The sequence below is a fragment of the Streptomyces sp. NPDC044003 genome (assembly GCF_056435185.1).
Map to the genome: position 1 here is coordinate 20,512 of NZ_JBWKFA010000024.1, position 11,246 is coordinate 31,757.

At 68.4% G+C, this 11,246-nt stretch carries 10 protein-coding genes and 2 pseudogenes; 6 read left to right on the plus strand and 6 right to left on the minus strand.

All coding sequences use genetic code 11. From position 1 onward, the window contains the following. Positions 1 to 196: 196 nt before the first annotated feature. From AC07AW_RS40975 to AC07AW_RS40990, 4 genes are all read right to left on the minus strand, one after another. Positions 197 to 1,273: an alpha/beta fold hydrolase gene (locus AC07AW_RS40975; protein WP_478820551.1), complete on the minus strand. Its 1,077-nt coding sequence runs from the start codon at positions 1,271 to 1,273 to the stop codon at positions 197 to 199. Positions 1,274 to 1,858: 585 nt separating this feature from the next. Continuing rightward, positions 1,859 to 2,065, minus strand: a complete 207-nt coding sequence (locus tag AC07AW_RS40980; protein ID WP_478820552.1) for a hypothetical protein — start codon at positions 2,063 to 2,065, stop codon at positions 1,859 to 1,861. Beyond that, positions 2,052 to 2,717, minus strand: coding sequence for an SDR family NAD(P)-dependent oxidoreductase (locus AC07AW_RS40985; RefSeq protein WP_478820553.1), 666 nt, complete (start codon positions 2,715 to 2,717; stop codon positions 2,052 to 2,054). Before AC07AW_RS40985 ends, AC07AW_RS40980 begins: the two co-directional genes overlap by 14 nt. Positions 2,718 to 2,859: 142 nt before the next feature. Continuing rightward, complete coding sequence (locus AC07AW_RS40990; RefSeq protein ID WP_478820554.1) at positions 2,860 to 3,693, minus strand: oxidoreductase; 834 nt, start codon at positions 3,691 to 3,693, stop codon at positions 2,860 to 2,862. Between the two features lie 342 nt (positions 3,694 to 4,035). Between AC07AW_RS40990 and AC07AW_RS40995 the strand changes: the two genes are divergently transcribed. The 3 genes and pseudogenes from AC07AW_RS40995 to AC07AW_RS41005 all read left to right on the plus strand — a co-directional run. Continuing rightward, on the plus strand, positions 4,036 to 4,230 hold the full coding sequence (locus AC07AW_RS40995) for a hypothetical protein (protein WP_478820555.1): 195 nt from the start codon (positions 4,036 to 4,038) through the stop codon (positions 4,228 to 4,230). A gap of 1,300 nt (positions 4,231 to 5,530) precedes the next feature. Continuing rightward, positions 5,531 to 6,199 carry a DUF3995 domain-containing protein gene (locus AC07AW_RS41000; protein ID WP_478820556.1) on the plus strand — a complete coding sequence of 223 codons (669 nt, stop codon included), beginning with the start codon at positions 5,531 to 5,533 and terminating at the stop codon, positions 6,197 to 6,199. Positions 6,200 to 6,239: 40 nt separating this feature from the next. Continuing rightward, positions 6,240 to 6,653: pseudogene (locus AC07AW_RS41005) on the plus strand (helix-turn-helix domain-containing protein); the annotation flags it as partial. A 663-nt stretch (positions 6,654 to 7,316) separates the two neighbouring features. Here the strand turns inward: AC07AW_RS41005 and AC07AW_RS41010 are convergent. Continuing rightward, the gene (locus AC07AW_RS41010) at positions 7,317 to 8,420 is read right to left on the minus strand and encodes an IS110 family RNA-guided transposase (protein WP_478820557.1); all 1,104 of its coding nucleotides are present in this window, start codon (positions 8,418 to 8,420) and stop codon (positions 7,317 to 7,319) included. Between the two features lie 160 nt (positions 8,421 to 8,580). Continuing rightward, positions 8,581 to 9,464, minus strand: a protein-coding gene (locus tag AC07AW_RS41015) for an IS5 family transposase (RefSeq protein WP_478820558.1) whose coding sequence is annotated in 2 segments (ribosomal slippage) — positions 8,581 to 9,117 and positions 9,120 to 9,464 — 882 coding nt in all. Because the reading frame shifts where the segments join, the coding sequence is not laid out codon by codon here. 128 nt (positions 9,465 to 9,592) lie between these two features. Here AC07AW_RS41015 and AC07AW_RS41020 point away from each other — a divergent pair. The 3 genes and pseudogenes from AC07AW_RS41020 to AC07AW_RS41030 all read left to right on the plus strand — a co-directional run. Beyond that, entirely contained in the window at positions 9,593 to 10,084 is a 492-nt protein-coding gene (locus AC07AW_RS41020; protein WP_478820559.1) for a winged helix-turn-helix domain-containing protein, read from the plus strand. Continuing rightward, positions 10,081 to 10,671, plus strand: a complete 591-nt coding sequence (locus tag AC07AW_RS41025; protein WP_478820560.1) for an IS630 family transposase — start codon at positions 10,081 to 10,083, stop codon at positions 10,669 to 10,671. Before AC07AW_RS41020 ends, AC07AW_RS41025 begins: the two co-directional genes overlap by 4 nt. Before the next feature lie 40 nt (positions 10,672 to 10,711). Then, a pseudogene (locus AC07AW_RS41030) lies at positions 10,712 to 11,246 on the plus strand (transposase family protein); the annotation flags it as partial.

Here is an 11,246-nt window from a genome sequence, read left to right on the forward strand (position 1 = left end):
GAACCCCCCCAAGGGGGAACTGGGCGAAAAAACCCCACCCCCCCCCACCCCAGAATGGAAGGTGACCAGGGGAAGAAGGCCCCGAAAGGGGGGGGGGGGGGGGGGGCGCCCCCCCCCCCCCCCGCGCCGGTGTCCGTGGGTGCCGCGGTGGCCTGTGGGTGCCGCGCTCACCTTTCCCGTGTTGTCGGGTACGGGCTCAGAGGTGGTCGGCGTCGACGACTGCCTGGGCGAAGACGGTGGGCGCCTCCTGCGGCAGGTTGTGCCCGATGTTCGCGAGCGTGCGGTGCTCGTACGGGCCGGTGAAGTGTCCGCGGTAGTTAGTGCCGTCGCCGGGCGGGGTGAAGGGGTCCAGGGCCGGGTCGAGGGTGATGGTGGGTACGTGGATGGCCGGCTGGGCGGCGAGCTGCTGCTCGTAGCGGTCGTAACGGGGTTCGCCCTCGATGAGTCCGATGCGCCAGCGGTAGTTGTAGAGGACGACGGCGGCGTAGTCGGGGTTCTCGAAGGCCTGGGCGGTGCGTTCGAAGGTGGCGTCGTCGAAGGTCCAGTTGGGGGAGACGAGGGTCCACACGTAGCGGCACAGCGCGATGCGTTCGTCGACGTTCTCCATGGCCGTCTTGCCGCGCTCGGTGGCGAAGTACCACTGGTACCACCAGTTGCGCTCGACGGCCGGGGCGGCGGGCTCCAGCTGCTTCTTTCGATCGGTGATGAGGTAACCGCCGGTGGAGACCAGGGCCTTGACGCGGTCGGGCCACAGGGCGGCGATGATGTCGGCGGTGCGCGAGCCCCAGTCGAAGCCCGCCAGGACCGCCTCGGGGATCCTCAGCGCGTCCATCAGGGCGATGATGTCGAGGGCGATGGCGGACTGCTCGGCGGTGCGCGGGGTGCGGCGGGACAGGAAGCGGGTGCTGCCGTGACCGCGCAGGTAGGGAACGATGACCCGGTAACCCAGATCGGCGAGGAGCGGGGCGACGTCGACGAAGCTGTGGATGTCGTAGGGCCAGCCGTGCAGGCAGATGACGACCGGGCCGTGGGCCGGGCCCATCTCGGCGTAACCGATGTTAAGGACGCCCGCCCTGATGTGCCTCAGCGTGGGGAAAGCGGTGTGTGTGCCGGGGGTGAGGGCGGGCACGGTGGGGGCGGGGGTGCCGCTCGGCCGGTCCGAGGGGGTCGTGGCGGTCGAGGCTGCCGCGTCGGCCTGCAAGCCGGTCAGCGAGACGGCGGCCGCGCCGGTGCCCAGGCCGACGGCCTTGCTGAAAGTACGCCTGTTGATCATGTGAAGTCCTCCGTCGTGCGTTTCCGGTGATCTGTCCGTGCCTGCGGAACGGCGTCCCCGGACCTGGCAGCACACACTCTGGTCTGTGGTGAATACGGACACATCCGTCACATGACGGTGCGATGCGACACGACGGCCGGTGCGCGTCGCACGTCATGTGGTGTGTGTGCTGATCGGACGTGGCGCCGCAGGGTGCTGCAGGTGGCGGGCCCGAGCGACGCTGTCACCCCGGTGGGCAGCCGGCTTGTGTCGCGAGCCTGGCAACGCGAGGAGCTACGTCATTCGACTGAGGTGATACGTATGAGCCCTGAACAACCGAGCACCGGAAGAGAGCAGGCGCGTGATCATCTACGACCGGCTCTTCATCGGGGGTTGCTGGGCGGAGCCGAGCAGCCCGGAGCCGCTCGACCTCACCTCGCCGCACGACCAGCCGATGGTCGGCCGCGCGGTCCAGGCGCGGCTGGTGGGCGTCGACCGAGCGGTGGACGCGGCTCGGGAGTCGTTCGAGGCGGGTGTGTGGCGTGCGACGCCGTTGGCTGAGCACCCGGCGTCACCGCGCCGTACGGCTCCTCCGTACGACCCCGCTCAGAGCACCGCGTTGTCGGCGGCACCCGGGAAGTCCGTGCTGAACGCCAGCTCCGCACCGGCCTCGAACTCGGCCCGCAACTGGTCGAGCTTGACGCCGATGCGCCGCTGGGCGTCGCTGCCCAGGACGACCCAGTGACGGGGCTCCGGCGCGTTCGCCGCTTCATAGATGGCCTCGGCGGCCCGGGCCGGGTCACCGGGGAACATCTCCGGGGTGAGGCTGCCCAACATCGCGCGGAAGGCGCCGGCCGTGGCGGCGTAGTCCTCGGATGGCCTCGCCGGACGCCCGTGTCCGGTTCTCGATGCCGGTGCGGAAGGAACCGGGCTGCACGATCATCGCGTGCAGGCCGATGGGCTCGATCTCCTGCCACAAGGCCTCGGTGAAGCCTTCCAGCGCGAACTTGCTGGCGGAGTAGTAGCCGTTGGCGGGCAGACTGGCCAGGCCGTCCATGGAGGAGATGTTGACGACGAGGCCGTTGCGCCGCCTGCGCATGCCGGGCAGCACCGCACGCGTGAGGGCGACCGCCCCGAAGAAGTTGACCTCGAAGAGCCGGCGGTAGTCGTCCTCATCCTGCTCCTCCAGGGCGCCGACGAAGTCGATGGCGGCGTTGTTGACGAGGATGTCGATGCCACCGAAGCGCTCTTCGGCGGCACGCACCGCGGCCTCGCGGTCCGCGGGTTCGGTGACGTCGAGCTTGACCGGAAGCGCGGTCTGCGGGTGGCGGGAGGCCAGTTGGGTGGTGGCCCGCGTCGAGCCGGCCGTCGCCACCACCTGGTCGCCCTGTGCCAGGACGTGTTCGGCGAGGGCCTTGCCCAGTCCGCTGGAGGCGCCGGTGATGAGCCAGGTCTTGCGAGACATGACGGGATCTCCTTCAGACCGAGTGGGAAGCGAGCGAGAGGGGTGCGGGCGACAGGGGTGTAGCCGGAGGAAGACAGGGGAGGAGTCGGGAAGAGGCGGGGGAGACTCCGAAGCGTTCGGGAGCACGTCCTTCGCGGCGCACCTACACAGGGAAGTCCGCGGCGCGGCTTGCCCCGGCCCACTTCCTCGTCTCAGCGGCGCGTGCCTCGCCCGCTTCCAGGGCCATGCTCACGGCCTGGGCGCCGAGCAGAAGCCGGCGCGGCGGGTCGTCGTGGCGGACGACGTCGATGATGACCTTGGCGGCGCGGACCGGGTCGCCGGGCTGCGTACCGTCGTTCTCCGACCGGTACTTGTTCATGGCGCCGACGGTCTCCTCGTAGTCGGGACCCACGGCGTGCAGTTCCATGGACGAGCCCTGCCAGTCCGTCCGGAAGGCGCCCGGCTCGACGATGACGACCTTGATCCCGAAGGGGGCCACTTCGTGCGCGAGGACCTCGGAGAAGCCCTCTACGGCGAACTTCGCGCTCTGGTAGGCGCCCATGCCCGGAGTGCCCCCGACCCGGCCGCCGAGCGAGGAGAACTGCACGAAGGTCCCCGAGCGCTGGCCGCGCAGTACGGGAAGGGCGGCTCGGCTGACGTTGACGACCCCGAAGAAGTTCGCCTCGAACTGGGCGCGGAAGTCGTCCTCCGTCATCTCCTCGATGGGGGCGCTGTTCGCGTATCCGGCGTTGTTCACCACCACGTCCAGACGGCCGAACTCGTGGACGGCCACGCGCACCGCGTTCGCGGCCGCGACGGGGTCGGTGACGTCCAAGGCCACCGCGCGCACCCGGTCGCCGTATCGCGAGACCAGGTCGTGCAGCTGCTCCGGACGGCGTGCGGTCGCCACCAGCTGGTAGCCGCCCTCCAGAACGGCTTCCGCCAGGGCACGCCCGAAGCCCCGGGATGCGCCGGTGATCAACCATGTGGAAGTCATTCGTGCCCTCCGTCGACTATGGATGGAAATGGGTGATTCTCAGTGTTGTCGCGCACCGGTCGGCGGGCGACAGTCGATTGACTGCGGCTGGGTCGCACAAGGGCTGCCGATGTACGTCATCGGACGCATACGTCTTCGGCTGAGCGCGCCGCATCGCACTCTCCGGCACGGTGGCAATTGCTCACACGTTTGCATTGCAGACGCGGATACGCCGTCCGGCACGCGGCAACCACCGCGTGCGTCACCATCTTGACAGGTGACGGTGAGGGATGCAGTCTGGTGCTCGTCCCCGGTAACCAAGAGGACGTCATCCACGAACGACCGGCGAAGTGGAGAAGGGTCATGGACAAGGAACTCGCCAGCGACACCGCTGCCGCAACAGCACGGCACGCGCGCTACGGCAGGCTTCCCGAGCGCATTCGCTTCGAGGAGATGACCGAGGAAGCGGAGACGGCACCGAGCGGCAAGGGCGCTTCGTACAACCCCGAAGGCTCGTGGAAGTACTACTCGTGCCTGGCCCTTGACCTGGGACTGTAGTCCTCGGACGGCACTCGGTCGGACCCGTCGGGCCATGTATCGGGACGCCCGGGCGTGGCGGGTCCGCGGTCACGGGTGTCCCGGGATGATTCGATGCGCTGACAGGCCGAGTGCTGACGCGACGAGAACCGACACACAGCACGGGGGGATCCCTTCTCGTCGAAGCCTTTGGGGCAACAGCCCCATGACTGACGTGAACCAGCTGGTCGGGCGGCCGCAGGGCGGGCTGATCAGGCGGGACCGGGACCTGGATCAGGTCCCACGTCAACGGCTCCGCGAACCACGGCGCGGCTCTCCTGTTGCCCGGCGAGGCAGGCCTCGGAAAGACCGCGCTCCTCGACGTACCGGCGGCAGAAGCCGGACGCGGGGGCCACCCGCGTACTGCGGGCGGGCGGAGAACGGTTCGAGGCGGACCTTTTCTACGCTGCTCTCAACCAAAAGCTCGTGCCACTGTTCGACTCCTTCGACCGGCTGGCCCCGGCCCCCGCGACGCCCTGCGGGTCGGGGTCGGCAAAGGCTTGGCCCCAACCCCCGTCTCGTGACATCCAGCGCGGCCCTGATGTTGCTGCGACTGATCGCCGAACGCAGGCCTGCTGCTCATCGGCGGCGACCTGCGTCATCGGCCGAACTGCTGGCTCGCACACACCCCGAGATACCCCTGACGGTACGCCGCCCCTGTCGCGACAACGGCCTACGGCGATCCGCTGGCTCTGATCGAGCGGTCCGCCGTGCCGGACAGCGAGCGACGCATGGTGTCGACGGCGGTGCCCGGTCCTGCCCCTCAGCGACCGCCGTTCTCGCCGACGACTCGGAGCGCCGTGCACGACACCTCGCAGAAGCCGCGGTAGGCCGGGACGAGACGGTCGCCGATCTGCTGGAACAGGCAGCCCGACTGCGCCTGGTGCGCGGGGACGCGCTCGGCGCCGTAGCGCCACTCTCACCCGCGCCGCAGGGCTCGGTCCGGCACCGTCCGACGAAACCCGTCGGCTCACGGAGGTCACCTACATCGGCACTGACGCCGGCGCCAGGAACTATTCTGGCTTGCCTTCGTAGCGTCGATGGACCCGGCGGCAGCCGACGAGGCAAGACCTAGTTCGCTCGATGACGCATTGGTGGCGTCCGAGTCGTTGTCTGGTCTCGATGCCCCGGCGGGCAATCCCTGGCGTGGTGCCTCGGGAACGGAGCCATTGCCGCAGGTGAGAGTAAGGGGCGTCCAGTAACTGATCTTCGGGGGACTCCGAGTCGTTGCTGACGGTCAGTCGCCAGGGCGATCAAAGGTGGCTCCCCCGAGCGGGGGAGCGTGATCGTTCGCGAGGACGACGTCCTGTCGTCGAGCTTCAGCAATGGTGGAGTTGTGACGATCAAGCATTCCTTGGACGATGCAGTGCGTCCGCCCCTGAGCTGGACGCTCCGCCTCCGTCTGGGCAAGTGGCCCGGGTTCATCGTTGCGGCATGGGGATTCTTGTTCGCGGTACCCAGCTTCGTCTGGGCGTTGGGAGGCACCTTCGGTGTGCAGGCGATGGTGGCTCCGCCGCTGGTGAAGCTTGCTCAGGACCGGGCGACGTGGTTCCTGGCCGTCTTGTGGGTGACCGGCTTTCTGAAGCTCTTCGGAGCGTTGGTCGGTATCGGTCTGACGCGCCGTCGCGGCAAGTGGACCGGCCGACTGATGGTGCTCTGTGGCGGTGGCGCGACATTACTGCTCGTCTGGCACGGATGTCAGTTCGTGATCCACGGAGTGCTGGTTGAGGCTGGGGCACGCGTTGTGGCGCCTGATCTGGTCGGATTGACCCGCTGGTACCTCTACCTGTGGGGGCCGTGGTTCATCGCCGGTGGCTTGGCCTTTGCCGCCGCCACCAGGCGCTATGTCCGCCGACACGATCGCCGACGTGAGGTGAGGCTTTACGGCTCTGCGGGGGCGCTGGGCGCGTTGCTCCTGTCCTCGGCCTCGGTGGTCACCGGGATTGGTTGACGGCTGCCACGCAGCTGCCGGTCGGTGAAATCACCACCTGATGGCTGGTGTGATCACGGCGTCGGAACAATCCTGGGCAGCCCCGTTCACCAGACTGAGCCCGCGCAGCTTCGGCAGGCTCGTGATCGTCCCGCGGCGCGAGCGCGCAGATGCTGACCGCAAGGGCCGGCCGTGGAGCCTTCCACTGGAGGACCGGGCGCTGCTGGCGACTGCCTACCGGCGCACGAACCTGACGATGCGGCAGCTGGCTCCGCTGTTCGGGGTGTCGAAGCCGGCGGCGGACCGCGTCTTCGACGACTTCGGGCCGATGCTCGCGCTCCAGCCCGGCAAGCGGTTCGCCAGGGATACCGTGCTCATCATGGACGGCACGCTCGTGCCCACCCACGACACAGCGTGGCCGAGCAGTCCAAAGGTGGACACCCGCCTTGTCGTGGTGATCGGCCGGCCGTTAGCGCGTGTTGTGAAAGTGGCTGAGGAGGTAGTTCCGTACCCCTTCGTCGCTACCCTGGGTGCGACCGCGATGCAGGGGGGCAACGGTGGGACGAAGAGTGCGACGGGCCGCGGGGACGCTGACCTTCACGGATCTGCTCCGGCATCCGGGGCGTCTCATCGAGCAGTTCATAGGAGATGCTCGGCCTCGCGCCGAGGCGGACGTCGTAGCGTTGAACGCGGGAGAGGCTCGCGAGGTCTCCGCGTTCGTCCGTGACGGCCAGCGTTTCCGGCAGGGGTCGTTGATTCTGGATCCTGCCGCAGCGTCGACAGTGGTGTGGCGGCCGTTTCGAGTGCTCGGCCGATCCGGTGAAGGCGTTGCCTTGGTTGCTCCGCTCCACGTCCATGGGGCGGGCCCGGTCGCCGGCCCGGGAAGTCAGGCGGTCGACAAGGGGATGTTCCGTCTGCTGTCCCTGCAAGCCGCTGATCGCTATGGGGAGCTTGCTGTCCCCGCTGCGGACGTCGCTCTGGTCCGCGCTGCACTGCGCGGGGATGGCACCGGAAGGTAGCCGGAAAGCCGCTGCTGATGGACATCAGCCCGACGAAGCAGCGTCACAGCCATTCGTTGATGGCTGCGACCAGCACGGTCGCTTCGTAGCGGACGGCAAGTTTGATGCCCCTATGGATGTCAAGCAGCTGATCTTGGCTCGTCCGTACTCGGCCGGAGCGTGACGATCGTCTGGTAGACCTCGCGGGCGACGTAGCGTTTGAGGCAGCGAATGGCTTCGCGGCGTGTCTTGCCTTCGCAGACTCGGCGTTCGACGTAGGCGCGGGTTCGAGTGTCCCAGCGCATCCGGGCCAGGACGATCGTGTAGAGGGCCGAGTTGGCCTGGCGGTCACCGCCGCGGTTGAGTCTGCGACGCTGGGTCTTGCCGGAGGAGGCTTCGACGGGGCTCGCCCCACAGAGGGCGGCGAAAGATGCCTCGCTGCCCATCCGCTGCGGGTTGTCGCCGGCCGCTGTCAGCAGTGCGGCACCAGTGTCAGGGCCGACGCCGTAGACATCGAGGAGCTTGGGCGCGCAGTCGCCGATGGCCGCCGTGATCCGCTTGGTGAGGTCGCTGATTTCCTCGGTGAGGTGCAAGATGCGCCCGGCCAGGAGACGCAGCGTGTGTCGGGCGGCTGCCTCAGGGCCGGTCTTCTCGCCGGGGCTCAGTTCGCTGCAACACCGGATGAGCCTGGGGTTACTCAGGCCGGCCAGTGACTCCCGCAGGTCCGGTTCTGCAGCGACCAGGATGGCCTTGAGTTGGTTGATGGCCTGTGAACGGGACTTGACCGCGGAGGTCTTGGCCATCTTGAACAACCGAATCATCTCCACCGGGCCGTTGGTGGTCTTGGCGGCGGCGGTGGCGCGGCCGGAGAGGACGGCATGAGCCGCTGCTGCCGCGTCGATCGCGTCGGTCTTGCCGCGTCGGCGCCGTACGGCTTTGTCCGGCTGGTTGACCTCGGTGACCGTGAGGCCCTCGCTGAGCAGGTAGCGGGTCAGTGCGGCTCCGTAGGAGCCGGTGCACTCCACGCCGGCCCGCTGTAACTGCCCGAAGGAGCGGGCCCAGGACAGGAGCTGGTGGTATCCCTTCCTTGTAGTGGGGAATGTGCGGTTGTCCAGCAGCGCTCCGGTCGCGGTGACCACCGCGGCTGCATGGACGTCCTTGTGGGTGTCCACCCCGAGCACCACCTCCTCGCTCAGGTCAGTTGGGCGGTGATGTGGATGGGTGTGCTGGGCCATGCTGTTCATGGTCGACTGTCTCCTGAACGCTCCGGGAACACCGGCCGACGCCGGGCCGAGTGCGGCGGTCAGGACTGTGACGGTGCCTGTCGCGAAGGCCCCTATCGGGACACGCCCACCGGTCCGGCGGCAGCATGCGCCGCCTCAGGCAGCGGTCGGCAGATCAAACTCAAGGCACCAAGGCCAGTCGTATCGCGGGCCAGACCACCACCCGAGGCGGCACCCCCACATCCTCACAGTCGTATCTCGTGGCAACGGCCCGGTGCCGCTTGAGTCGGTTGATCCCGCATTCAACCGCGTGCCGCTGCTTGTAGTCGTCCTTGTCGAACGCCGGCGGCCGCCCACCGCGCGAGCCGCGTTTCAGCCGGTTGCGGACCCGGTCCGCCGGGACCGGAATCGTGGCCTTGATCCCGCGTCTGCGCAGGTAGGAGCGGTTGCTGCGGGAGTCGTACGCCTTGTCGGCCCGGACCCGGTCCGGCCGCTTGCGCGGTCGGCCGAGTCCCAGCCGGGGCACCCGGATCGCTTCCAGGACCGGCTCGAACTGCGGTGAGTCGCCGCGCTGCCCAGCTGTGATCACCACGGACAGGGGTTTCTGTCCCTGCTCGACGGCGAGGTGGATTTTGCTGGTCAGCCCGCCCCGGGATCGTCCGAGGCCGTGGTCGGCCGGCTCGACGAAGATGCCGCCGGGCGGCTCCTTCTGGAGGTCCCCCTTTTCGCCGCCCCGGCGGCATCCTGGTGGGCCCGGCAGACGGTGGAGTCGACGTTGACCTCCCAGGTGATCAGGCCTTTCGCCTCCGCCTCGGCCTGGAGCTGTGTGAGGATCCTGGCCCAGGCCCCGTCCCGCTGCCAGCGCCGGAACAGGTCATAGACCCGATCCCACGGGCCATACCTTTCGGGCACGTCCCGCCACGGGGCACCGGTCCGAGTCCGCCACCGTATGCCGTCTACCAGCTGCCGCCGCGTCCACACCTGCGGACGCGGCGGCTTGACGCCCCGCGGCAGCAACGGCTCAAGTCGGGCCCACTGGCCGTTCGTCAGATCCCCACGTCCCACGAGACGCGATCATCAACGAACAAGATCCACTTTCGCAACAGGCCCTACTGATCTTTTCGTAAGTTCGGTGGGTGTGGCGGCCGTGCGAGTGGGAGGCTGTCGGGGTGGCTTATCGACCTTCTGCCTCTGTGACTGCTTCCTCGCTTCCTCCGTTGCCACGGCCTCAGTTGGCGGAGGCTCGGCGTGTTCGTGCGGTCGAGTTGCTCGAGGAGGGTGTCTCGAATGCGGAGATCGCGCGGGCGGTGGGTGTGTGTGCGGAGAGTGTGCGGCGTTGGCGTCGGGCGTGGGAGGAAGGGGGTGCTTCGGCCCTGCGGCGGCGTGCGGCCACCGGTCGCCCACCCAAGCTCGACGACGCCCAGGTCGAGACCGTCCGGGCCGCTCTGGAGCAAGGCGCTCAAGCCCATGGCTTCGAAGCCGATCTGTGGACCCTGGAGCGGGTCGGCGAGGTCGTTGCCAGGGTGACAGGGGTTGTGTTGTCGAGGGCGTCGGTGTGGCGGTTGCTGACCGGCCGGCTCGGGTGGAGTCTGCAGCGGCCCGAACGGCGGGCGGTTGAGCGGGACGAGTCGGAGATCGCCCGTTGGATCGCGCACGAGTGGCCGCGGATCAAAAAGGGGCCGTGAACACACGTGCCTGGATCGTGTTCCTCGACGAATCAGGCGTCTCCCTGCTCCCTCAGATTCGCCGCACCTACTCGCCCCGAGGCCGGACCCCGCTGCTGCGGCATCGGTTGAACTGGAAGCGTGCCTCGATGGCCGGGGCCTTGGGCTACCACTCCACCGACCCCGATCGAGGCGCCCGCCTGTGCTTCGACCTCAAGCCCGGCAGCTACGACACCGCCGGGCTCATCGAGGTCCTGGAGCAGATGAAGGTGTTCTACCGCGGCGAGCGAGTGGTCCTCGTGTGGGACGGCCTTTCCGCCCACTGGAGCCGGGCGATGCGGGCCTGGGTCGCCGAACAGGACTGGCTCACACTCGAGCGATTACCCGCCTACGCACCCGAGCTCAACCCGGTGGAATTGCTGTGGTCCTCGCTCAAGAAGCGTGAACTCGCCAACCTCGCCGGCGACCACCTCGCCGATGTCGCCGACGCCGCCGAAAAGGGAATCCACCGCATCAACAACAACCCCCAACTGCCGTGGTCCTTCCTCGCCCACACCGGCCTGACCATCCAGCCACCACACCCACCGAACTTACGAAAAGATCAGTAAAGGGTGTTGCAGAAGGCTTCGGTTCGGGCATTTCCCCTGTATGCGTGGGGTGTTGAGGGCTGAGCCTTTGTGGGTGGAGACGTTCACGGGGTCTGCGGATGCGGCAGTTCGAGCGGCTTCTGAAGGCCGTGCGGGAACGGGGTGGGAACGGGCCCGGTGGTGGCCGGCCGTGGTGCTTGCCGTTGGCGGACCGGGTACTGCTGGTGGCCGTCTACTACCGCACGAACCTCACGATGCGGCAGCTTGCGCCGCTGTTCGGCGTCTCGCCGGCGACCGTGTGCCGGGTGATCCAGCGGCTGAGGCCGCTGCTCGCGATCGAGCCGGCAGCACGTCCCGCCGACGCGGTCGAGCGGTTGTGGATCGTGGACGGCACCCTCATCCCGGTCCGCGACCGGAAGGTCGGTGCGTCCTCACGCAACTACCGCTTCTCGGCGAACGTGCAGGTCATCATCGACGCCGACACCAAACTGGTGATCGCTGCGGCCCGCCCGGTGCCCGGAAACACCGCGGACGCGAAAGCCTGGCGGGACTCCGGCCTGGCCACCGCCTGCGAGGGCGTGACCGTGCTCGCCGAC

Bases quoted from the DNA above. Each gene is read 5' to 3' on its own strand.
- AC07AW_RS40975 (WP_478820551.1), bottom strand. From the start codon at position 1,273: ATGATCAACAGGCGTACTTTCAGCAAGGCCGTCGGCCTGGGCACCGGC.
- AC07AW_RS40980 (WP_478820552.1), bottom strand. From the start codon at position 2,065: ATGTTCCCCGGTGACCCGGCCCGGGCCGCCGAGGCCATCTATGAAGCG.
- AC07AW_RS40985 (WP_478820553.1), bottom strand. From the start codon at position 2,717: ATGTCTCGCAAGACCTGGCTCATCACCGGCGCCTCCAGCGGACTGGGC.
- AC07AW_RS40990 (WP_478820554.1), bottom strand. From the start codon at position 3,693: ATGACTTCCACATGGTTGATCACCGGCGCATCCCGGGGCTTCGGGCGT.
- AC07AW_RS40995 (WP_478820555.1), top strand. From the start codon at position 4,036: ATGGACAAGGAACTCGCCAGCGACACCGCTGCCGCAACAGCACGGCAC.
- AC07AW_RS41010 (WP_478820557.1), bottom strand. From the start codon at position 8,420: ATGAACAGCATGGCCCAGCACACCCATCCACATCACCGCCCAACTGAC.